General features: G+C 56.5%; 28 protein-coding genes. 12 read left to right on the forward strand and 16 right to left on the reverse strand.

Annotation, left to right across the window (positions count from 1 at the left end; translation table 11 throughout):
* The first annotated feature begins 11 nt into the window (after window positions 1-11).
* The 3 genes from HXY31_RS02160 to HXY31_RS02170 are packed head-to-tail and all read left to right on the forward strand — an operon-like array spanning window position 12 to window position 906.
* Window positions 12-314, forward strand: coding sequence for a winged helix-turn-helix domain-containing protein (locus tag HXY31_RS02160; RefSeq protein ID WP_292639113.1), 303 nt, complete (start codon window positions 12-14; stop codon window positions 312-314).
* On the forward strand, window positions 304-573 hold the full coding sequence (locus tag HXY31_RS02165; protein WP_292639116.1) for an MEDS domain-containing protein: 270 nt from the start codon (window positions 304-306) through the stop codon (window positions 571-573). Before HXY31_RS02160 ends, HXY31_RS02165 begins: the two co-directional genes overlap by 11 nt.
* A gap of 12 nt (window positions 574-585) precedes the next feature.
* Window positions 586-906 carry a hypothetical protein gene (locus HXY31_RS02170; protein WP_292639118.1) on the forward strand — a complete coding sequence of 107 codons (321 nt, stop codon included), beginning with the start codon at window positions 586-588 and terminating at the stop codon, window positions 904-906.
* Between the two features lies 1 nt (window position 907).
* Here the strand turns inward: HXY31_RS02170 and HXY31_RS02175 are convergent, their stop codons facing one another.
* Window positions 908-1555, reverse strand: a complete 648-nt coding sequence (locus tag HXY31_RS02175) for a hypothetical protein (protein WP_292639120.1) — start codon at window positions 1553-1555, stop codon at window positions 908-910.
* 118 nt (window positions 1556-1673) lie between these two features.
* Here HXY31_RS02175 and HXY31_RS02180 point away from each other — a divergent pair, with 118 nt between their 5' ends.
* Together HXY31_RS02180 and HXY31_RS02185 are read left to right on the forward strand one after the other, a co-directional pair.
* Window positions 1674-3545, forward strand: coding sequence for an AMP-binding protein (locus HXY31_RS02180; protein WP_292639122.1), 1872 nt, complete (start codon window positions 1674-1676; stop codon window positions 3543-3545).
* Window positions 3546-3578: 33 nt separating this feature from the next.
* Window positions 3579-6029 (forward strand): M1 family aminopeptidase, encoded by a 2451-nt coding sequence (locus HXY31_RS02185; RefSeq protein WP_292639124.1) that lies wholly within the window; start codon window positions 3579-3581, stop codon window positions 6027-6029.
* Here the strand turns inward: HXY31_RS02185 and HXY31_RS02190 are convergent.
* Genes HXY31_RS02190 through HXY31_RS02205 form a run of 4 tightly spaced genes read right to left on the reverse strand, consistent with a single transcriptional unit; the run spans window position 6026 to window position 8890 of the window.
* Window positions 6026-6814 (reverse strand): alpha/beta fold hydrolase, encoded by a 789-nt coding sequence (locus tag HXY31_RS02190; protein WP_292639127.1) that lies wholly within the window; start codon window positions 6812-6814, stop codon window positions 6026-6028. The genes HXY31_RS02185 and HXY31_RS02190 overlap by 4 nt on opposite strands.
* Entirely contained in the window at window positions 6711-7691 is a 981-nt protein-coding gene (locus HXY31_RS02195; RefSeq protein WP_366933068.1) for a GNAT family N-acetyltransferase, read from the reverse strand. Before HXY31_RS02195 ends, HXY31_RS02190 begins: the two co-directional genes overlap by 104 nt.
* Entirely contained in the window at window positions 7682-8359 is a 678-nt protein-coding gene (locus HXY31_RS02200; RefSeq protein WP_292639129.1) for a hypothetical protein, read from the reverse strand. Before HXY31_RS02200 ends, HXY31_RS02195 begins: the two co-directional genes overlap by 10 nt.
* Window positions 8360-8890, reverse strand: a complete 531-nt coding sequence (locus HXY31_RS02205) for a dCMP deaminase family protein (protein WP_292639131.1) — start codon at window positions 8888-8890, stop codon at window positions 8360-8362. It lies immediately after the preceding gene.
* A 78-nt stretch (window positions 8891-8968) separates the two neighbouring features.
* On the opposite strand from HXY31_RS02205, the gene HXY31_RS02210 reads away from it, so the two are divergent.
* Window positions 8969-9424: a CBS domain-containing protein gene (locus HXY31_RS02210; protein WP_292639134.1), complete on the forward strand. Its 456-nt coding sequence runs from the start codon at window positions 8969-8971 to the stop codon at window positions 9422-9424.
* Here the strand turns inward: HXY31_RS02210 and HXY31_RS02215 are convergent.
* A complete protein-coding gene (locus HXY31_RS02215; protein ID WP_292639137.1) occupies window positions 9421-9900 on the reverse strand; it encodes a universal stress protein in 480 nt (159 codons plus the stop codon). The genes HXY31_RS02210 and HXY31_RS02215 overlap by 4 nt on opposite strands.
* On the reverse strand, window positions 9897-10043 hold the full coding sequence (locus HXY31_RS02220) for a hypothetical protein (RefSeq protein ID WP_292639140.1): 147 nt from the start codon (window positions 10041-10043) through the stop codon (window positions 9897-9899). Before HXY31_RS02220 ends, HXY31_RS02215 begins: the two co-directional genes overlap by 4 nt.
* Before the next feature lie 490 nt (window positions 10044-10533).
* Between HXY31_RS02220 and polX the strand changes: the two genes are divergently transcribed.
* Together polX and HXY31_RS02230 are read left to right on the forward strand one after the other, a co-directional pair.
* Window positions 10534-12264, forward strand: a complete 1731-nt coding sequence (polX, locus tag HXY31_RS02225) for a DNA polymerase/3'-5' exonuclease PolX (RefSeq protein WP_292639141.1) — start codon at window positions 10534-10536, stop codon at window positions 12262-12264.
* A 33-nt stretch (window positions 12265-12297) separates the two neighbouring features.
* Entirely contained in the window at window positions 12298-12849 is a 552-nt protein-coding gene (locus tag HXY31_RS02230; protein ID WP_292639143.1) for a hypothetical protein, read from the forward strand.
* On the opposite strand, the gene HXY31_RS02235 is transcribed toward HXY31_RS02230, so the two are convergent.
* Window positions 12841-13983: an FAD/NAD(P)-binding oxidoreductase gene (locus HXY31_RS02235; protein ID WP_292639145.1), complete on the reverse strand. Its 1143-nt coding sequence runs from the start codon at window positions 13981-13983 to the stop codon at window positions 12841-12843. The two genes, HXY31_RS02230 and HXY31_RS02235, sit on opposite strands and share 9 nt — an antisense overlap.
* A gap of 38 nt (window positions 13984-14021) precedes the next feature.
* Window positions 14022-14762, reverse strand: coding sequence for an SDR family oxidoreductase (locus HXY31_RS02240; RefSeq protein WP_292639147.1), 741 nt, complete (start codon window positions 14760-14762; stop codon window positions 14022-14024).
* Window positions 14763-14836: 74 nt separating this feature from the next.
* Between HXY31_RS02240 and HXY31_RS02245 the strand changes: the two genes are divergently transcribed.
* Complete coding sequence (locus HXY31_RS02245; protein ID WP_292639149.1) at window positions 14837-15022, forward strand: hypothetical protein; 186 nt, start codon at window positions 14837-14839, stop codon at window positions 15020-15022.
* Between the two features lie 17 nt (window positions 15023-15039).
* Here HXY31_RS02245 and HXY31_RS02250 read toward each other — a convergent pair whose 3' ends face one another.
* From HXY31_RS02250 to HXY31_RS02260, 3 genes are all read right to left on the reverse strand, one after another.
* The gene (locus HXY31_RS02250) at window positions 15040-15621 is read right to left on the reverse strand and encodes a hypothetical protein (RefSeq protein ID WP_292639151.1); all 582 of its coding nucleotides are present in this window, start codon (window positions 15619-15621) and stop codon (window positions 15040-15042) included.
* 114 nt (window positions 15622-15735) lie between these two features.
* Window positions 15736-16017, reverse strand: coding sequence for a hypothetical protein (locus HXY31_RS02255; RefSeq protein ID WP_292639153.1), 282 nt, complete (start codon window positions 16015-16017; stop codon window positions 15736-15738).
* Between the two features lie 33 nt (window positions 16018-16050).
* Window positions 16051-16617 (reverse strand): hypothetical protein, encoded by a 567-nt coding sequence (locus tag HXY31_RS02260; RefSeq protein WP_292639156.1) that lies wholly within the window; start codon window positions 16615-16617, stop codon window positions 16051-16053.
* 66 nt (window positions 16618-16683) lie between these two features.
* On the opposite strand from HXY31_RS02260, the gene glnA reads away from it, so the two are divergent.
* Window positions 16684-18153 (forward strand): type I glutamate--ammonia ligase, encoded by a 1470-nt coding sequence (gene glnA, locus HXY31_RS02265; protein ID WP_292639159.1) that lies wholly within the window; start codon window positions 16684-16686, stop codon window positions 18151-18153.
* Here the strand turns inward: glnA and HXY31_RS02270 are convergent.
* Together HXY31_RS02270 and HXY31_RS02275 are read right to left on the reverse strand one after the other, a co-directional pair.
* The gene (locus HXY31_RS02270; RefSeq protein WP_292639162.1) at window positions 18150-18401 is read right to left on the reverse strand and encodes a hypothetical protein; all 252 of its coding nucleotides are present in this window, start codon (window positions 18399-18401) and stop codon (window positions 18150-18152) included. The genes glnA and HXY31_RS02270 overlap by 4 nt on opposite strands.
* On the reverse strand, window positions 18401-18679 hold the full coding sequence (locus HXY31_RS02275; RefSeq protein ID WP_292639164.1) for a peptidylprolyl isomerase: 279 nt from the start codon (window positions 18677-18679) through the stop codon (window positions 18401-18403). Before HXY31_RS02275 ends, HXY31_RS02270 begins: the two co-directional genes overlap by 1 nt.
* A 78-nt stretch (window positions 18680-18757) precedes the next feature.
* Here HXY31_RS02275 and HXY31_RS02280 point away from each other — a divergent pair, with 78 nt between their 5' ends.
* The gene (locus tag HXY31_RS02280; RefSeq protein WP_292639167.1) at window positions 18758-19051 is read left to right on the forward strand and encodes a hypothetical protein; all 294 of its coding nucleotides are present in this window, start codon (window positions 18758-18760) and stop codon (window positions 19049-19051) included.
* Window positions 19052-19185: 134 nt separating this feature from the next.
* On the opposite strand, the gene HXY31_RS02285 is transcribed toward HXY31_RS02280, so the two are convergent.
* On the reverse strand, window positions 19186-19746 hold the full coding sequence (locus HXY31_RS02285; protein ID WP_292639170.1) for an HD domain-containing protein: 561 nt from the start codon (window positions 19744-19746) through the stop codon (window positions 19186-19188).
* A gap of 77 nt (window positions 19747-19823) precedes the next feature.
* Between HXY31_RS02285 and HXY31_RS02290 the strand changes: the two genes are divergently transcribed.
* Window positions 19824-20411 carry a DnaJ domain-containing protein gene (locus HXY31_RS02290; protein ID WP_292639173.1) on the forward strand — a complete coding sequence of 196 codons (588 nt, stop codon included), beginning with the start codon at window positions 19824-19826 and terminating at the stop codon, window positions 20409-20411.
* Between the two features lie 4 nt (window positions 20412-20415).
* Here HXY31_RS02290 and HXY31_RS02295 read toward each other — a convergent pair whose 3' ends face one another.
* On the reverse strand, window positions 20416-21009 hold the full coding sequence (locus HXY31_RS02295) for a hypothetical protein (RefSeq protein ID WP_292639175.1): 594 nt from the start codon (window positions 21007-21009) through the stop codon (window positions 20416-20418).
* Window positions 21010-21044 lie beyond the last annotated feature (35 nt).

The following is a 21044-nucleotide window of genomic DNA, read 5'->3' on the forward strand; positions in this document are numbered from 1 at the left end:
ACTGATCTTATTTGCCGAAACCGAAGCGAAACAGGATGGAGATATACAACGACATCCTAAGCGCAATCGCGCAGGAACTTACAAACGGTGAGGCAAAGCCTACCAGGGTTCAGGCGCTCAGCAACCTTGCCTACGACAAACTGGTCAGGTACCTGAACGAACTGGAAGGCAAGAAGATGGTCATGCAAAACCCGCTAGGGCTGACCGAGAAGGGCCGGGACTTTCTGCAGGACTACAACCGCATCAAGGACTTTGTGGCCGAAATGGGAGTGAAGTACCTGGACGTCTCTGGGAGGGAGGTCTATGGAAGCTAGGGACTACCGCCCGGTGAAGCTGCTCGACCGGCTGGAAGGGAATAACCACATCGTGCTCCTGTACGACAGGCAAGAGTACGCGGACCTGATAATTGCCCGCTATTTCAAAAACGGCCTTGAAAAGGGCGAGTCGTGCATATTCTTTACAGCCGACGAGCCCGGGACAGTCGAAAGAAGGCTCGCCGCAAGCGGCATCGACGTTGAGCGGTACGGGAAAAAGAACATGCTGCGCATCTTCCACATCGAAAGGTCCGACTAGGGCAAGCGCGACGTGCTTGCCACCCTCAAGACGATAAGAGAGGAGGCCACCAGGGGCATGAAGGGGCCTTTCAGGTTTGCAGGCAGGACGATAACTGACACGAAATCAATAGAGGGGATGAACCTCGGGATGGTCGTGGAAAGGACGGGCCACCAGCATTTTGCAGAGTTTGACAACTCGCAGCTGTGCTACTACGACATCTCGGGGCTCGAGAAATCCAGAAGGGACGAATGGGTGGCAGGGCTCCTCAGGAACCACCACTATGTCATCTATGCCGCAGAGCCTGAAAAGGCAGTCGCGTTTGACACCACGCTTCTTGAAAAAGAGGAGTAGATTACTGCGACATTACTGCCACTATCGCCTTTGCGGCTTCCGAGTCGCCAAACAGGAGCTCGGCTTTCTTCTTCCTTTTTGCAGGGTTCAGCTCTATTATGTTGAGCCGGCCATCAACAAGGAATTCAAGGTGAAGCGAAGTCCTTATCAGCCCTGCGTTGCGGATGCCAAACCTCCTGCCTGCGAGGCTGTTCGGGCTTGACTCGTCCATGTACGACAGCCTGCACACGGCGTCCACGAACTGGTCGAGCAGCGCAAACAGCGGGTCGGGCTTTTCGCCGACTCCCCAGCGCACCTTGCTCTGCGAAGCAGACGCAAGGGTGTCAAAGCTTTTCACAAACTCGCCAAACATTGACTCCATGGTCACGTCTATGACGTGGCCGGTCCTGACAAACGTCGTCGTCACCTTCTGGTCGGTAAATGCCATCCCGCTGTACTTGACATAGAGGAGCGGCTGGCCGTACTTGACAAGTGTGGTCTCGCACTCCTCCATCTGCGAGACCAGCTTCTCAAAGTATTCCCTTGACGCCTTGTTCCTAGCAGGCGAGTTCATCTTGGATATTATCATCAGCTTGACAAGGTCGCGTACAAAGTCGTCTGCATACTTTTGGTGCTCTTCAAAATCGTACCGGACCTCCTCTACGACCAAGTCACCGGGTATGGCCGGGCATCTGCATTTAATTTTTCGTGCCAGTAACGGGCCGGCTTGAGCCTTCAACACTGCCGGTTAGGAAAGTAAAATAGGCATCAAGCGCGCCAAAGCCGGGTTGGAAGGCTTTGCGCACGTGCCACAAGAGCCCCACCTTTCGGGCAGCAACGTAGCACGCTTCATGAAAAGGCACGGAATTTCCGACTACAAAGAGCTTGTCAGGCGCGCAAACAGCGACATTGCGTGGTACTGGGACGCAGTCAACGACGACCTCGGGCTTGCGTGGCAGCGCAAGTATGACAGGGTTTTAGACTCCTCTGCAGGCCTGCCGTGGACAAAATGGTTCGTAGGTGGCAAGTGCAACATCATCTCAAACGCGATCGACAGGCATGCAAGGTCGCAGCCTGACAAGACGGCCTACATATTTGCCGGCGAGAACGGCTTAAGGAAGGTCACATACGGCCAGCTCGACTTTGAGGTGGGCAGGCTTGCCTCTGCCCTGAAGCAGGCAGGCGTAGGCAGGGGCGACGTCGTGGGCATCTACCTGCCCATGGTGCCTGAAGCGTTCTATGCCGCCTTTGCGTGCTCAAAGATAGGCGCCGTGCACGCCACAGTGTTTTCAGGCTTTAGCGCGCCTGCGCTCAAAGAGAGGCTTGCAGACTCGGGCGCCAAGATGCTCATAACTGCAGACACCGCAAGGAGGCGTGGCAAGGACATCGACCTGAAGGGCCAGTGGTCAAAGGCAGTCGATGGCACCAGGGTCTCCAAGGTGGTGTCAGTTGGCGGGAGCAAAAACAATTACGATGATTTCGTGCATGGGCACGGCAGGTGCGAGACCGAGGTGATGGACGCTGAGGATCCGCTTTTCATACTCTACACCTCAGGCACGACCGGCCGGCCGAAGGGGACGCTGCAGGTGCACGGCGGCTTTATGGCAGTAGCAGCCCAGCAGGCGTCGTACCTTGTCGACATGAAGCCTGATGATGTGCTTTTCTGGTACGCCGACATCGGCTGGATAACGGGCCAGGTCTGGGTCGTGTACGGGAGCCCGATAGTAGGCGGCACGTCGCTTGTCTACGAAGACGCGCTCGACTACCCGGACGCGGCGGCATGGTCAAGGCTTGTCGAGCAGCACAAAGTGAGCATCTTTGGAGCCGCGCCCACCGCAATCAGGATGTTCATGAAGGCAGGAATGCCGGAGGCAGGCCTGTCGTCGCTGCGAATCCTTGCGTGCACGGGCGAGCCGATAAACAGCGAGGCGTGGAACTGGTTCTACGATAAAGTCGGCGGAAAGAGGTGCCCCGTGATAAACCTCTCGGGAGGAACAGAAATCGGCGGCGCCATCCTGAGCGCCCTTCCGGTAATGCCTTTAAAAGAGTGCACTGTGGGCGTGCCCATCCCGGGCTTTGACGCGGACGTTTTCGACGACGAAGGCAGGCCGGCAAAAGAGGGCTACCTTGTCATAAAAAAGCCGTGGCCGTCCATGACACGGGGCATACTGAACGACCCGGACAGGTTCATCGCCACCTACTGGTCAAAATACAGAGGCGTCTGGTACCACGGCGACATTGTTCTGGTGGATGCCGACGGCCTGTGGTACATGCGCGGAAGGGCCGACGACGTCATCAAGGTGGCAGGGCACAGGATAGGCACGGCAGAGGTAGAAGCTGCCGCGTCGTCGCACCCGGCAGTCGCAGAGGCAGTCGCAGTCGGCAAACCTGACGAGCTGAAGGGCGAGGTGATAGTGGTCTGCGCCATCGCAAGGGCGGGCTTTGACCGCGATAGCCTCAAGGCCGAGATAGCCAGGAAAGTGGAGGAGGCGATAGGCAGGTTCGCCCGGCCCGACGAGGTAAGGATTGTTCCAGACCTGCCGAGGACCAGGACGGGCAAGCTCGTGAGGCGGCTTGTGAGGGCAAAGGTGGCCGGCGAGGGCATGTCTGGGCAGGACCTTTCTACAGTCGAGAACCCCGCCTCGCTTGAAGGCATTTAGCACTCATATAGGGTGGCGCCCATAGCACCGGCCATGCAGGAGGACAGCAAGAAAAAGTTCGAGCTTCCAGGGAGCAGGGCCCACTACGCCCCGTCGCTTTCAGTCACGGTCACACACATGCGCCTAGAGATAGAGCCCGACCTCGAGAAACAGGCCATATCCTGCAGGCAGGAACTTGAAATTGCTGTCGTCCAGAAAACCGACGTTGTAGAGCTTGACGCGGCCGAGCTAGATGTCAAGTCCGTCACCTTGTCAAACAAAAAACTGCCGTTCAGGGCGGTGGGCGACAGGCTCTCCATAAAGCTGGGCAAGAGCCTTGAAGAGGGCGCAAGGGCAAAGATAGCCATCGCCTACACGGCAAGGCCCAGAAAGGGCTTGTACTTTGTCGCCCCAGACAAGCACTACCCGGACAAGCGCTTGGAGGCCTGGACGCAGGGCGAGACGACTGAAGCAAAGTACTGGTTCCCGTGCATTGACCACCCGCAGGTGAAATTTTCAAGCGAGATAACCGTGGTCGCGCCAGCAGGCTACACCGCGATATCAAACGGCCGGCTCGTAAAGGTGGAGAAGGGCAAGAAGTGGAAATATTCCTGGCACGAGGACAACCCGCACCCGTCCTACCTTGCATCTGTAGTGGTCGGCAAGTACGTCGAGATAAACGAAGGCAATCTGTATCACTACGTGCCGGCCGAGCAGGCGCACGACGCCAAGAGGACGTTTGACAGGACGTCTGAAATGGTCGAGTTCTTTGAAGACTACCTTGGAACAAAGTACCCGTTTGCGAAATACTCGCAGGTGTGCGTCCAGGACTTTGTCTACGGTGGCATGGAAAACTCCAGCTGCACAACCCTGACGCAGGACACGCTACACGACAAGAAGGCGCACGCAGACTTTTCAAGCGACTACCTTGTGTCGCACGAGCTTGCCCACCAGTGGTTCGGCGACCTTGTGACCTGCCGGGACTGGCAGCACGTCTGGCTCAACGAGGGGTTTGCCACGTACTGCGAGGCGCTGTACTGGGAAAAGAGCAGGGGCACCGACGAGTTCCTGTACTACGTCATGCAGACTGCCGACGACTATTTTGAAGAAGCCGCAAACAGGTATATGCGGCCAATTGTCACCAAGGTGTACAAGCACCCTGATGAACTCTTTGACAGGCACACTTACGAAAAGGCCGGCTGCGTGCTTCACATGCTGCGCCACGCGGTGGGCGACGGCTATTTCCGGCGCGCGCTCAAGACATACCTGCAGAGGTTTGCAAACGGCAACGCAGAGACCGAGGACCTGCGAAGGGTGTTCGAGCTTGAAACGGGGAAGAGCCTGCAAGAGTTCTTTGACCAGTGGCTGTACCGCGCAGGCCACCCGGACCTGAAGGTCGAGTTTTCATTAGAGGGCAAGGTCGCAAGGATAAAGGTCGAACAGGCACAGGAGGGCGAGCCTTTCTCGTTCCCGCTTGAAGTAAGGCTTGTGTTTTCCAAGGGCGAGAAGGTGATGACCTTTGACGTTTCTGAAAAAGAGAGTGTGTTTCAGGTCCCGGTTGACAGGGAAATCGAATGGTTCTCAATCGACCCGGATTTCAAGGTGCTAAAGACTGTATCGATAAAGGCGCCAAAGGAGATGCTGATAAAGCAGCTGCAGAAAGGCAGGACAGTCGCTGAAAGGGCCGCCGCGGCGCACGCCCTTGCAGGCCACGGCTCTGACGCCGCCATCGACGCTCTGCAGAAGGCAGTCATGTCTGACTTTTGGGGCGTTGCAGCAGAAGCTGCAAAGTCGCTTGGCTCCATAAGGACAGACAGGGCGTTTGAAGCGCTGAAAAAGTGCCTTAAAGTGGCGCACCCAAAGGCAAGGCGCGCAGTCGTGCGGGCAATAGGCGAGTTCAGGCGCGAAGAGGCCGTCAGCCTGCTAAAGTCTCACCTGCACGAGGAGAGCTACTTTGTCGAGTCCGAGGCGGCAACGGCCATTGGCAAGACAAAGAGCATGGATGCGATGCCGCTTTTGAAAAAGGCCCTTGAAACGCAGACATTCCAGAACGTGGTAGCGCAGGGCGCGATAGCGGGCCTGAAAGAGTTTGCCGACGAGAAGGAGGTGGCGTCTATTCTTGTTGAAAAGAGCAGGTACGGCAACCACCACAGGGTAAGGGAGGCAGCCACGTTTGCGCTTGGCAGGTTCGTGGACGGCAACAACACCGTAGTCGACCACCTGAAAATGCTTCTTTCCGACAAGTGGTTCCGCGTCAGGATAAACGCATGCAGGGCTTTTGCCGATGCCGGCTATGCAAAGGCGCTTCCAGACCTTACCAGGGTTGCAGAGACCGACCTTGACCACAGGGTAAGGCGCATTGCAGAGGAGTGCATCAACCTGATAAAGGAGGCGACGAGGAAGCCCAGGGAGATAGCGCAGCTGCGCGAGGAGCTTGACAAGGCCCGGGCAAGGTCGCTTGAGATGATGCAAAGGATGGACCGTCTCGAGCGTGACATGCGCTAGGCTTCAAGCGCAAATCCAGATACAAGGCTGTTGAAAAGCTCCGGCCGGTCGCGGTGCACGCGGTGCCCGCATTTTTCCAAAAGCACCACGCGGCTTTTCTTCATCTGTATGAACGGCTGCGCGTACTGCACCGGTATCATGATGTCGTCCTTGCCCCAGAGCACGAGCGCGGGCATCTGCAGTCTGTCAAGCCGGCTGTTAAGCCGCGGAGCTTTTGCACTGCCGGCAAGTGCAGACAGGAACGCGTCGCGGGCGCCCGGCATCGACATCTTTTCAAAAGCCGACCTTGCGTAGGCGTCGTCGACGGGCTTGTTGTCAACAGCTGCAAGCGCTTCCTTTGTCTCCTTCACGCTTGTCGCTTTAAGCACCTTTGAGTAGCGCCAGAGCGCCGGCGAGCCCTTGAACGACCTCGGGAGCGCGCCCGGGGGGCAGACCAGCACCAGCCTCGATACGAGGTCCGGCCGGTGGAGCGCAAGCTCTGCAGCTACATGGCCGCCAAGCGACGAGCCGCAGACTGCTACCGGCGCTATTTTGAGCGACTCGACGAACCTTGCCACAAAGCCGTAGTAGAACTTTATAGAATAGTTTATCCGGGGCTTGTCGCTCAGCCCGAATCCCGGAAGATCCAGCGCGACGACACGCAGTCGCCTTGAAAGCGGCCCGATGTTGTTCTCCCAGCTGTCAGTCGAGCCTCCAAGCCCGTGTATCAAAAGTATCGTCTTTTTGCCCCTGCCTGCTTCCACGTAATGGGCGCGGATCTTGCCTATCTTGACGAATTTGTCCAACAGGGCGCAGAGCCTTTCTTGGCGTAAAAACTTTCTTGCTGTAGAGCAAAAACACCTCCGACTCGTCCATCCCGGATTTTTCCACCATTGGTGTCATTTCCGGGCTGTTGTGGCACAGGACGTGCAGGGTGGAATATCCCTGCGAGTGGAGGTTTGAGGCAAAGGCGATGATGTCCTGCAGCGGTTTTGCGCCGGAAGCGTCAAGGTAGGAAACCTGCAGTATGTCCGGCCTGTCCCAGTAGCCTGTCTTGTTGAGGACCGCAAGTCCGCTTACAGGCCTGCCTGTCACGACCACGCGCTTTGCCAGCACAAGCTGGCGCAGGGCCTTTCTGTCAAGCGGGTACCACTTCCACGAGCTGACGTAGCGCCCGGCCGACCTTTGGTATATGTGCGAGCCCTGCAGGAACTGCCATGCTTTTTCGATGTCCTGCTTTGTCGCAAGCCGGGCGGATGTTGCGCGCTTGTTCATTTTCTTCTCTGTGCCGTAGTATATCCACGCAGATACCATGGAAAAGCCGTTTTTCTCTAGCATGCGCTGCGAAGGCACGTTTTCCTGCGAGACTATTGCAGACGCCTCTTTTGCGCCGTGCCTTGCCGCCCAGCCTGCCATCCTCTCTAGGAGCGCGGTCGCGACTTTTGCACGCCTGAAGTCCGGGTGCACCCTCACTCCTTCAAGCCATGCGATGTTGCCGGGGCACATGCTCACGCGCGCAAGGGCCATCTTTTTCCCGGCAGACTCGCCGACAAGGAGCCGGCCTTTTGTGTCGGCGAGCCACCTGTCCCAGACGCGGTCTATATAGTCGCCCCAAGAAAATGTGTCTTTGCAAAACGAGAGTATCTCCTCCCTGTCGGATTCCCTTGCAGTCCTTATGCGGATGCCCGCTCCATCTCCTGCATCATTGTGGAGACAAACTGCCTGACGCCGGCTATGGACTTGAGCGCAAGAGCAAGCGAGGCAGTCTCGTTAAAGATGGTCACCACGTACGAGCTTTCGTTGAACTGGCTCACGCGAATGTCGCTCCAGTCGCTCTGCGAAAGCTCGCCCCCTGTCTTTGTGACAAGCTGAATTGCGTCCATCGGGTTCTTGTGCGCCACGAACCGGCCTGCAAGCGACGGGATGCCGTCTATCGCGGTTATCTTGGAAAGCACGCGGTGAACATGCGGGCTGCCACTCACTATCGAGTGCGACACCACCCGGACAGCATAGACGTCCCCCTCGAGGTCTATTTTCAGGTGCTCCTGCAGCCGGCCGGCCACAAAGCGCAGGCAGGCAAGCGTCTCCGCGTCCGGCTCTGCAAGAACGTTTGGGTAGCTCATCACCTGCAGTATGCGGAACGGAAGCACGTTTGACTGGACAGGCGATATGCGAAACCCCTCGCGGGAAAACGCGGTCGTCCCCTGCATCGGGTGGTCGCCATAGTCCTGCAGGATTGGGCTTGAAGAAAAGCCGTCGGCGCCTGTGAAGGCGTCTTTTAGCCGCTCGCTGTCAAGCACGGGCCTTTTGAAATAGAGCTGGACGTTGAACTGCGTTATGTGGACCTGCATCTACTTGCTTACAGCTCTTGCGGAAGTTTCGGGGTCTTTTGGAATTATTGTTATCCACGGCGTGAGTTTTTCCGGGTTTATTTTAACAAGTTCCACTCCGGCGTCGCGCAAGAGCTGCGTCCCGTCCTCGGGGTAGTCTGCAAGCACCACAATGCGCTTTATGCCGACTGTTATTGCCATCTTGCTGCACTCTATGCAGGGCGCAAAAGTGGAATACAGGGTCGCGCCGCGGGTGCTTCCGGCGTTGCCAAACAGCGCGCACTGCATTATGGCGTTTGCCTCCGCATGGGTGCACAGACAGCGATCAAGGCCCTCGCCGGACTTGACCTCGCCCCTCACGCGCGCCGCGCACCTGGGGCAGCCACCCTCAAAGCAGTTTGTGACTCCCGGCGGCGTGCCGTTGTATCCGGTGGCTATCTGCCTGTTGTCCTTGACTATGACTGCGCCGATGTGCCGGGTAAGGCAGTTTGAGCGAAGTTTTGCTATCTCGGCCTGAAGCATAAAGTAGGTGTCCCAGTCGGGTCTCTGCATCCGCACTATCTGGGCAGTGTTGCTATAAAAGCTGTTGGCAAGATGCAGTAATATAGAGCAGGCCTTCCAAAAGATGCCATGAGCAAGCGCGTTCGAGCCAAAAAGTCAGCGACGGTTGAAGAGATCATGAGCCGCAAAGTCGTGTCGGTGGACGCGGACGCAAGCGCACAGAAAGCGGCAGAAATCATGGCAAAGAAAAACGTCAGTTCTGTCATGCTCAAGGACGGCGACAGGATAGTCGGGATACTCACCGAGCGCGACCTTGCCAGAAACGTTTGTGCAAAGGACGGCCTCGCAAGCAAGACCCCTGCAGTGTCCATAATGTCGACCCCAGTGCAGGCAGTCAGCAAGAACGCGCCTGTCGGAAGGGCGGCAAGCATGATGGCCGAGCACCGCCTGAGGCACCTCGCAGTCGAGGGCGACTACCAGGAAATAATCGGCGTTGTCACCACCACCGACCTTGCCAGGTACCTGCGCAAAAAGCTGGGCGTCACCGGCGCAGATCTGGAAATAGTAGAAGCGTTGTATGCCTAGTGCACGATGAGCACCGGACACTTTGCTTTTTCAGACACGGTCCTTGAAACGCTGCCAATCGCCCTGAGCTTTGAAAATCCCGAGAGCCCGACGTTGCCTATCACTATCAGGTCCACGTCCTCCTCGTCGGCTATGGCAAGTATCCTGTCTGAAGGGTAGCCCACCTCGACGCGCATCTTTACCTCCACGCCCGCCGCTTCCAAGTCGGGTTTTTTTTCGGAAAGCATCTTTTGCGCGGCCGATTTCAGGTCCTGGTGGAGCTCCTTCCATACCGCTGCAACAGAGGTCTCCTCCCCTGTCTTTGTAGAGCGCATCCGGGACTCGAACATCATCGGCGGTATGGGTATCTCCTGGACGATGTTTAGAAGTACGAGCTTGCCGGACTTGACGAGCTTTAAAAGTGAGACTGCATGTTTCAGTGCAGCTTCGGATGGCTTTGAGCCGTCGTAGGGGACGAGGATTTTACGAAAAGTCACGCATGTAAATCGGTGCTAGCCGATATATCCTTTGCCTGCCTTGCGCGCCTGAGCCTCTGCTCGTCCCGGGCTATGCGCAGGCCCAGCAGGCACGCAATAAAGGCCACGCCGGCAGCGCCGGCGATTGTCAGGGCGTCTGTCACCTTGCCTTCACTTCGAGGAGCGCAGGCTGGCGCCTTCCCATCCTCCAAGCGGCCTCCATCGCGGCCAGGGTGACCGCAAACCCGATTGCCACGTATCCGATTTCTTCGATCATGATACTACTATAGCAAGAAGAAAGATTAACGGTGCTAAAATGCAGGCACGATCCTTCAGAGCCGGTTGCTAGAGCTCATCGCTGCATGCAGATGTCAGCGGCGCTTTTGCGCTATCATAACGGCGCGCTAGCAATCAAGAGCGCGTTATATCAACGGTAAAATCGCCCGGCGCGCATACGCAATCAACGACTTCACAGGAACATGGGGAGTGGATCGGCATTTCCAACCAAGTCCCCACTTCCCATGTTTTTATCAAAATGTGACCAACTCAGAGCTAGAAAGCCATCATCACCGCTGGTCAGCAGTTAACAGCACCTATTGTAATGACAACCTAGCAGATAAACGTTAAGAACGGTAGGACCTGCATATACAGTGCTTGGGCAAAAACGAGCAGCTTGCAAAGGCTCTCCGTGACATCGGCTTTCTCACTGAGGTCGAGGACGCTGAAAACGCCCAGTTCAAGTCCAAGGCGTACTACAGGGCTGCTGACAGCGTCGAAAATCTTTCTGCAGACGTTGCCGACATTTACAAAAAGGGCGGCGTTGCTGCCCTGCTGGAAATACCGGGCATAGGCAAGGCGATAGGTGAAAAGATAGTGGAGTTCATCAACAAAGGTGCTATTCACCACCTCGAGGAGCTGAAAAAGCAGATACCGGTGGACGTCGACCAGATGAGCTCCATTGAAGGTATCGGTCCCAAGACGGTCAAGGCCATCTACAAAAAGCTGGGCGTGACGGACTTGGCAAGCCTTGAAAGCGCGGCAAAAGAGGGCCGGCTGAAGACCGTCCCGGGCATCTCTGCAAAAAAAGAGCAGGACATTTTGAAAAAGATAGAGTTTGCGAAAAAGAGCGGAGGCAGGCGCATAATAGGAGAAGTGTGGCCGCTTGCAAAGGGTATAGAGTCGCGGCTCCAAGAGCTGGACGGAGTTCTGTCAGCCGCGCTCGTCGGTTCTGCCCGGCGCATGAAAGAGACTGTGGGCGACCTTGATTTCTTGGTCGCCGCCAAGGACGCAGGTTCTGTCATGGACTTTTTCACGAAAATGCAAGAAGTCGAGGAGGTCAAGGGCAGGGGTCCGGCAAAGGCGTTTGTCAGGCTGGAAGGAGGCATCGACGCCGACGTGCTGGTCGTGCCGGAGGAGAGCTGGGGGTCGGCGCTTCTGTATTTCACCGGAAGCAAGGACCACAACGTGGAGCTGCGCAAGGTTGCCATTGACAAAAAGCTGAGGCTCAACGAGTGGGGCCTGTTCGAGGCAGGCACCGAAAAGATGGTTGCCGGCAGGACAGAGGAGCAGGTCTACAGGGCCCTCGGCCTGCAGTGGATACCGCCTGAGATGCGCGAGAACACGGGCGAGATACAGCTGGCGGCAAAAAACCGGATACCGGGCCTTGTGGAGTACGGCAGCCTAAAAGGCGACCTGCAGGTTCACAGTAACAGCACCGACGGCACGGCTACCATAGAAGAGATGGCCCGCGCCGCAAAAGAGTTTGGCCTTGACTACATCGCGCTGACCGACCACACCAAGAGCCTTGCAATGGCAGGAGGCCTTGACGGCGGCGAGCTCTTGGAGCAGGCACACGAAATTGCCGAGCTTAACGACAGGCTGGACGGTTTCCGCGTCCTTGCGTCTGCCGAAGTGAACATCATGAAGGACGGCTCGCTTGACATCCCAAACAACGTGCTTGACAAGCTTGACATCGTGGGCGCGGCTATCCACTCTAACTTTAACCTGCCAAAGGAAGAACAGACTGCGCGCCTTGCAAAGGCGGCGGAGAACCCTAGCGTGGACATCATATTCCACCCGACAGGCAGGCTCATCAACAGGCGCGAGGGCTACCCCGTCGACATTGAAAGGCTGGTGCAGGTTGCCAGAGACACCGGCACCGTCTTGGAGATAGACGCGCACTACAACCGGCTCGACCTGAAGGACGAGTACGTGAGGCTTGCCGTGGAAAACGGCGTCAAGCTGGTCATAGACTCTGACGCCCACCACCCCGTGCACTTTGCGTTCCTCCAGTTCGGGATAGGGCAGGCGAGGCGTGGCTGGGCAAAGCCATCAGACGTCCTCAACACGCTTTCGGCAGACAGGCTTCTCAAGGCAATCAAGTAAATCATTATATCCCTTCCCACAATACACTAGCCCGTGCGCTCAGAGCTCAGAGACGACCGCAGCGCGAGAAAGATCTACCTCGGCGTGTTCTACTTTTGCGCCTTCGTGATGGCAGCCGTCACGTTCTACGCTCTGTACGCCAGCATCGACGAGTACCAGAGGACCGGCAAGGTTGTGATAGGCGAGGTTCTCGTCGAGACCGAGTTCCCGTTCCCCGGCCTTGCCAAGCTTGTGACGTACCTGATGATAGTCTCCGTGGTGGGCTGGTACTGCGTTGTCAAGCTCGGTGGCGACAAGGTGAGCAGCATACCCAAGTGGGCAAAGTCCATCCTGCAGCTGATAGTGCTTGCGATAGCGGTGGTTTCGCTGTACGAGTTTGTCTACAACTTTATGGTCTGGAACTCGCTCATAACAGCCGACGTGATACAGGGCATATTCAGGTTCGACAGCATCAACGTCGAATACCCTAAGCCCGAGACGCCGTGGAACCTGGTGTTTGCGACCAAGATGTCGCTTGCCGCGTTTCTGATATCCGCGCACGGCTTTTACACGATGTCAAAGCCGGAGAAAAAGGATCTACAGTAGCCACTCTTTCAGCCGGCTGCGCTCAAACTCGTGTTTCTTCTCAAAGTACTTTTCTGCAGGCGCGTCGAGCTTGAACGCGGGCCCGGCGGAATTGTAAAAGTCGGCCTCCACGTAGCCGGCCGTCCTGTTGCCTGCCTCTACGTAGCAGTACCCCTGCCCGTTGTATGCGGCCTGCGGCTTTTGGCCTGCTATCTCGTCTGTTATCTCCTGCGCGACGACCTTGGCCTCGCCCTCTGCAAAGATGCCGGCCTTGGGCATCGCAAGCTGGCCCATCTTTATCTCCGTCACGTCGCCTATCGCAAAGACGTTTTCAAACTGCGTCCGCAATGTTTCTCTGTCGACGGCTATCCATTCGGCTGCAAGGCCGGAGCTCTTGATGACGTCAGGAGCCCTGTGCTGCGGTATTCCTATGAGCACGTCGAATTTTTCACGCCTGCCATTTTCAAACTCTACCTCGCCGTCCCTCACAACCTTTGGCTTGCAGTTTGGCGAAAACTTGATGCCGAATTTTCCTATCATCTCCACCACGTCGGCGCTCACCTTTGGGCCGGCGACCGGCAGCGCGATGGGCGACGGCGCAAAGACTTCAAGATCTATCGCCTTCCTCGTCCCGTTATTTTCAAGCATGTCGCTTATCATCATGGCAGCCTCGTAGGGCGCTGGCGGGCACTTGTAGGGCGCGCCCATTATCGAGATTGCCACCTTGCCCTTCCTTAGCGCCAACAGTTTTTCCCGGAGCCCGGGCACCTGCTTTGAGTCGTAGAGGTTGAACCCCCTCCCCTCAAAGCCTTCCACCCTCTCCGGCGCAAGCTCTGTCCCGAGCGCGACAACAAGGTAGTCGTATTCGAGCCACCCGTGCCCCTTTACCTGCACGCGCTTTTTTGCCACCTCTATCTTTGTTATCTCGTCGTTCAGGTACTCGATGCCCTTGGCGTTGAGGCTTGAAAGCGGGGTCTGCGATTCTTCCAGATTCCTGGTGCCGTTGAGCACCCATAGCTTGACCAGCCCCATCATGAACGACTTTTTCCTGTCGATGATTATTATCCTGTGTTCCTGCCCCAGGTTCTTGCGAAGTGTGTTTGCACATGCAAGGCCGCCAAAGCCGGCCCCAAGTATCAATATCCGCTTGCCCACAGTTCCAGACACAAGATACAGAGTAAAAAGTCTAGTGGCTAGCGTTCCTGCGGCGTGGGCCGGAGCATTATCTCGTTGACGTTCATGTGCGGGGGCGACTCGACGGCAAAGAGAATGGCGCTTGCGATGTCCTCGGCCTTGAGCGTCACCGCCTGCTTTGTGGACTCGACGAACTTGGCAAGAGACTCGTCGGTTATGGTGTCGTTCAGCTCTGTATCCACCACGCCGGGCTCGATGCACGTGACGCGTATGTTAGAGCGCGTGCTGAACTCCTGCCTGAGCCCTTCTGAAAAGGCTGTGACTGCGTGCTTGGTCGCGCAGTAGACGCTCCCTGAGGGGAACACCACCCTGCCTGCTATCGACGACATGTTGACGATGTGGCCCGATTTCCTGGCAAGCATGTGCGGAATTGCGGCAGCTGTGCAGTAGATGACGCCCTTTAGGTTGACATCTATCATCTGGTCCCACTCGGCGACCTTGAGCTTTTTGAAAAACGAAAGTGGCATGAGGCCTGCGTTGTTGACAAGTATGTCGACTGAACCCCATTTGCCGACCGCGGCCTCTACAAAGGCGTCGCACTCGGCCTTTTTGGTGACGTCAAGCTTCATCACTATCGCCTCGCCACCGGCCTTCTCTATCTCCTGCTTTAGTGCATCAAGCCTGTCCGTGCGCCTTGCGCCCGCAGCGACCTTGGCGCCTGCGCGAGAAAGCGCAAGCGCAGTCGCGTAGCCTATGCCGCTGCTTGCCCCCGTGACCAGCGCGACCTTGCCCTTTATCATGGCCGTACGGATTTGCTTGCGCCGTAATATTCTTTTGCAACGCTTAAGTACTGAAGAGCCGATTACTTCTCTCGATGGATCTGGACGACGGCGACGAGCTGGCCTACCTCTGGACAAAGGTCAAGTTCGTGCAAAAGTACATGAGCGCCAACAACTGCTCTTTTGACGTGGCAGAAAAAGAGTTCCGCCGGTGGATAGACGGGCTCATGGACAGCAGGATAGAGCTTTCAAACCGCATGCTGAACTCGTCGAATATTTGAAAAAACAGCTGCCCGGATTACCCGAGCAGCTCCCTTGAAGATGTCCCGAGCCTCCCGAGGAACCCGAGCACGCAGCCAAAAAGGATGTGCATGGCAAGCGCGCCGGCCACAATCGTGCCTGACAGTTCTACGAGCCTTGCTGCAAGCTGGGCACTTGATATCTCTGCAAGCTGGCCGGCAATAGTAAAGTCTGCAGATGTGGCTCCCTGCGCCATCGCCTGGAGCATCGGCAGAATAACGCCAAAGTGCAGCGGCAAGAACAGCACCGCCCACACCACGGCGCCTGTCATCGGCCCCGTCGCCAGGCCCTTGAAGACCGAGCTTATGTAGAGTGCCCTCACGCGGTCTGAGATTGTCATGTAGATGATGCCAATCACGGTGGCAGTCACCATGTGCATGACAAAGCCTACGTAGACGTCGGTTGCAGGGCCCTGGCCGAGGGCCATGCCTATCACCTTGTAGAACGTGCCCGGCGGGGTCAAAAGCGCCGAGTCGATTGCAAGGAACACGCCAAATATCGCCCACGCTGCCGCCTGGCCTGCCACTATCCCTGACTTGACCGAGTCCCTGATTGGTGCGACTTTGCGCATTGACTGCATGGCGTTACTATCGCACTCCAGATATTTACGGGATCGATCAGGATATTTGCAAAGCTTTTGGAAAACGGCGACGCTATTCAAGAACGTGCAAAACTAGATCTGAAAAGCTGAAATTTATGCGCTCTGCGGCTCGGCCTTTAATTTTTGCTTCCGGGCCATGAAGAGCAACAGCGCGCCAAACATGGCAAGGATTATCGCTATCCCTTGCGCGCCTCCAAGTGGAATCAGCGCAAAGTACGCCGCCGCAAACGCAAAGCACACGGCTGCCTGGATTATGTAGGTGTAAAGCTGCTTCATGCCGGTCTTTTTTGCGGCAAGCCCAACTGCGAAAAACGCCGCCGTCGGGTAGACCGTGTACAGCACAAAGTCAATGATGTCGACGCCGTTGTGCGACAAGCGTGCTGCATTACTCTTTATCGGTATTTAATTTTACAGATGGGCGTGCACCTGGACTGCCACGCCGGCCTCGACAAGCGAGCGGGCGTTCTCTAAAGGAAGGGTGGCGACGTTTTCCTGCTGGAAGGGGCCGTATTTGGTCATGTCGACTCCGATGAACTGCTCCATCGGCCTTACAAAGCGCACTATGATGCGCTTTTCGCGCATCCTTGCAGATATTGCCTCGAGCACCTTGGGCCTGCCCCTGCTTGCGGCCTCGACGACTTCTTCCATGCGGCTTGCAGACTCGTTCTTGCCGTCAAGCACATACTTTTCCTCGTCGGTGAGCCTTGAATAGTCTAGCTGCTCGGCGCCTGACTGGGCCTTTCTCTGCCTGACTTCCACTAAAAGCCGCGCGGACGACGACATCAGCTCCACTATCCTGTCGCGCACCTTGGCTTCCATCCCTTCAAAGCCCTGGCCCTTCAGGCTGCCAAGCGACGACGCTATCTTTTGGTAGATGTCCGGCTCGACTTCCTGCAGGCCGGAAGACTCGACTTCCCGGCGCAAGAGCTCGCCTACATCCTTCAGAGAAATGCCGCCGTCATTTTGTTCACTCAATTTTTTTCCCTGCGAATAACCTTAAAGTAGAGGGTTTCCGTGTCCTACTGCGAGAGGTTAGCCAGGTTGCCTTATAAACTGATTGACGGAAGAATCGTGCCGCTTACATTCACAGCCCCGGAAGTAATGCGCCGGCTCAAGGACGACGACATCAAGTTCATCGACCTCCAGTTTACCGGGCTCTTTGGCAGGTTCCACCACACGACGATGGACGCCAAGATGTTCCGCATAGAAGACTTTGAGGACGGCCTGCCCAAGGTGGACGGCTCGTCCATCAGGGGCTTTACCGAAATCCACGAGTCTGACCTAATAATAAGGCCCGACCCTGCTACCTATGCAATAATACCGTGGATAGAGCCGGAGCACAAGACTGCAAGGCTCATCTGCGACATACTGAGCGGCGGCGCAGAACGCGACGTGTTTCCCCGCGACCCGAGGGGCCTTGCGAGAAAGGCCGAGCGCTACACCGCAGAGCAGGGGTACGACACGTCGTACTGGGGGCCCGAAGTAGAGTTTTTCGTGTTTGACAAGATAGAGGTCAACACCATGACGCCGTACCAGGGGCAGAGCTACCACATCACCTCGAAAGAAGCCCCGTGGTCTACAGACAACGTCGGCTACGCGCTCAGGCTGAAAGAGGGCTACCTGCCAAGCGCGCCGGGCGACACGCTCATGGAATACCGAAACGAGTGCGTTGACGCGCTTGCAAACAACTTTGGCATTGTCTGCGACGCGCACCACCACGAGGTCGCAACCGCAGGCCAGTGCGAGATAGACATCCGCTTTGACACTCTGACAAACGCTGCCGACGGCGTGCAGAGCTACAAGTACATCGTGAAAAACATAGCGAAAAAGAGGAACATGATAGCGACGATGATGCCAAAGCCCATTGCACTTGACAACGGTTCCGGCATGCACGTCAACGTCAGCCTCTGGAACAAGGGCAAGAACCTGTTCTACGACCCAGACGACGACTATGCGGAGCTGTCGCAGACGGGGCGGTATTTCGGCGGAGGCATAATGGAGCACGCGCAGGCCCTTGCCGCAATAATCGCGCCCACTACAAACTCGTACCGCAGGCTCGTGCCCGGGTACGAGGCGCCGGTCTACGTGGCGTGGAGCACCGGCAACAGGTCCGCGATCATCAGGATACCGGCCCACTACAAGGGCAAAAAGTTTGCAAACATGAAGCGCATAGAGTTCCGCGCGCCTGACCCGTCGTGCAACCCGTACCTTGCGTTCTCGGCCATCATGGCCGCCGGCCTTGACGGAATCAAGAAAAAGCGCGACATGGGCGAGCCGGTCAAGGAGGACATATTCAAGATGAGTCCAAAGCGCAGGCGCGAGCTTGGGATAAAGCAGCTGCCCGCGTCGTTGCGCGACGCGTACGAGGCGCTTGACAGCGACAACGCGTTCTTAAAGCCGGTGTTCGACGACCTGACGATAGAAAAGATAATCGAGCACGCGCATGCAGAGCACGTGGAGGTCACCGTGAGGCCGCACCCCCACGAGTTCTCGATGTACGCCGATGTCTAGTACTTCCACTCGCCGGCGATGCCGTTCCACCACGACCGGTAGGGACGCGCGTCGGCGCCTATCTCGCCCTGTATGCGGTTCTCTATCGCAAAGAACATGTTCTCCATAGCGTCCGCGCCGCCGTCGGCTGCAAGCTCTTTTCCTATCTCGACGACCCTGCTTTTCCTTGCTGCAAGCTCGCGCGATTCTGGCTGCTGTATGCACCGCGTCAGGAGATCGTACAGCTCTTCTTCAAGCCCGGCATCCATCAGTCAACCCTCTTGATTATGTGGTATCCAAATTCCGTTTTCACCGGCTCTGACATCTGGCCCTTTTCGAGCTTGAACGCGGCGTTTTCAAACGGCTTGACCATCATGCCTCTTGTAAAGTAGCCGAGGTCGCCCCCGCGCTTGCCCGATCCCCTGTCGATTGAAAGCTCCTGCGCAAGCTTGGAGAAGCTCTCGCCCTTTTTCAGCCTCTCGAGTATGGCAAGGGCCTCGCTCTGCTTCTGCACCAGTATGTGCGAGCACTTGATCTTGTTTGACATTGCAAGGATTGAAACGGTGCATGAATTAACCTTTGCTGGCCCGAAACTGTGATATAAGCGCCAAAAGATGTGCCTGTGATGTCCGACGACACGGAAGCCGCCGGCCCCATACCCTTCCCGACCCTCACCATCCTCTATGTCCCCGTCGAGGCCGCGTCGGTGGTAGAAGACGTGAGCCAGAAATATCCAAACATCACCGTCGAGGAGTGCGTCGGCTTTTTCCACGGCGGCCAGAGAAACTACAAGAAGGTGACTATTTGGAGTCAGGGCATAGATAGTTTGTGGATGGACGCAGTTATTGCAAGGACAAAGGAGCTTGGCGGCGTCGAGTTTGTCACGGTAGTGTCTGGCGGCATGATGCACATATTGTGAAATACGGGAGCTGCGTATCTAGTGCATGGAAGAGATAAAGCGCTGCCCGATATGCGGCTGTACGGAGCACAGGCTTGTTGGCTGCCACAGGCACTGGGGAAAGCACAAGCAGGGCCCTGACGGCCGCTGCGTGGCTACTTGATCTCGTACAGTGCGACTGAGAGCTTGAACGCAAAGCGCTCGTCGGTGTTCTGGGCAAGCGGGACGGCGTACTTTTGCGCGTCTTCCTTGAACCTGAGCGCTTTTTCGCGGTGGGCATGATTTTTCATAAGCCGCGCTATGTCCAGCTGCTCGGCAAGTTTTACAAGCCTTGCGCCCTTGGATTCCTTGGCAAGCCTTGCGTAGTATTCGTCAAGGCCAGAACCCTGCTTTGGGTCTGCAGTGGCGCGGACAATCCCTGCTATGCTGTCGCCGCACTCTTCTTTCACGTCGTTTTCAGACACGCTTTCAAGCGCGTCGTGCAAAAACGCGGCGGCCACAAGCTCGACGTCGCGCACCTGGAACTCCTCTGCAATGATGAGCGCGACGCGCAGCGAGTGGTCTATGTGCGGCTCGTCGAGGAACTTGCCCCGGTGGGCCCTGTTTGCAAGCGCAAAGGCTTTTGTAAGCTTGACAACGTCGTCCGTGTTTGTCTCGAAATGCTTGAGAAGGCGCGCAAATCCGGCCTTTGTAAAATCGTCAAATCCTGATTCCACGCCTTTTTGTGGATAGGGAGCCCTTTTAATGTGATTCGGAACAAGACATAATAGTTCTGACCGACGATCATGTTGCGTTGGCCGACAGCAAGGGCTACTATGCCACGCTTGGCGTCTCTGAAAGGGCGAGTCACCACGAGATTAAAAAAGCCTACAGGAAGATGGCAAGGAAATACCATCCTGACAGGAACGGCACCGCGTACGCGGAGGACATGATAAAAAAGATAAACGCGGCGTACGAAGTGTTGTCAGACGACCACAAGCGCGCCCAGTACGACAAGACCGGCTTTGCAGACGCAAAAGAGCAGGCCGAGCCTGCTTATGACATGAGCGAGCATGTGCAGGAACACCACGAGCACAGGGCCGAGCGCGTCAAGACGGTCAAGAAGGACACTGACTATTACTACGGCCCCACGTTCATCGAGACGCCAAAGAGCAGGTTCCACGTTATTGTCGAGCCGTCGCTCTGCATGGCCTTTGGATCGTGCGAGACGCTTGCGCCAAAGGTGTTTGTGGTGGAAAAGAACAAGCGCGTAAACCCAAAGGCGCGTGTTGAATCTGAAACCGGCGCGGACCTTGACACCATATACGCGGCTGCGCAGACGTGCCCCACAAAGGCCATCAAGATTATCGACCGGTATACTGGCGAGCAGCTGTTTCCGTAGTCAGTCAGAAAAGGGCTTTGATTTCTGCTTCCAGATTTTGCTCGGTCACCGGCTCTATTCCCTGAATCCTGTACCACTTGCTCTGGAGCAGCCTGCTTCCTTCGCCGTCCTCGCCTACAAAGACAAACTTGTCAAACAGCGCAAAGGAAGTCCAGTCACCTTCAAGCGTCCCCAGAAAACCTTCAGTTTTTGCTACGAAGAATAGCGCTTTTTCGCCTTTCTTGTGTTCCACTGCATAATAGTTGTCCACAAACACCTCGGACCTGAACGGGTAGGCGCACCCGAACCCATACTCGGAGAATGTGACTGTAGGCCGGTGTTCTCCTGTCTCGTCCAGCAGGTATCTGTCAGCAGATATGGTGACAACATAGCGCAGATCCGCACCTTCCAGCCGCCAGTCCGCCGGCCGCAGCTCTGCGCTCATCACGGTCCCGTACAGTATCATCGAGGAATATCCCACCTGTCTTTCCAAGTCGGGCGCAGAAATCTGCAGACCCGGAGCCCCGCATGCGCCGACATTGGAAAATACGGAAAACATGATGACAAATGCCGCGCCCACTGCGAGCCCGGCTATGACAGGACCGCGTTCTGAAGCCAAGTACATGTTTTTCGCTCATCGCGCTTTTGAGCATT

It is taken from the genome of Nitrososphaera sp., assembly GCF_013388945.1.
In the GTDB taxonomy this organism is placed as follows: Archaea; Thermoproteota; Nitrososphaeria; order Nitrososphaerales; family Nitrososphaeraceae; genus Nitrososphaera.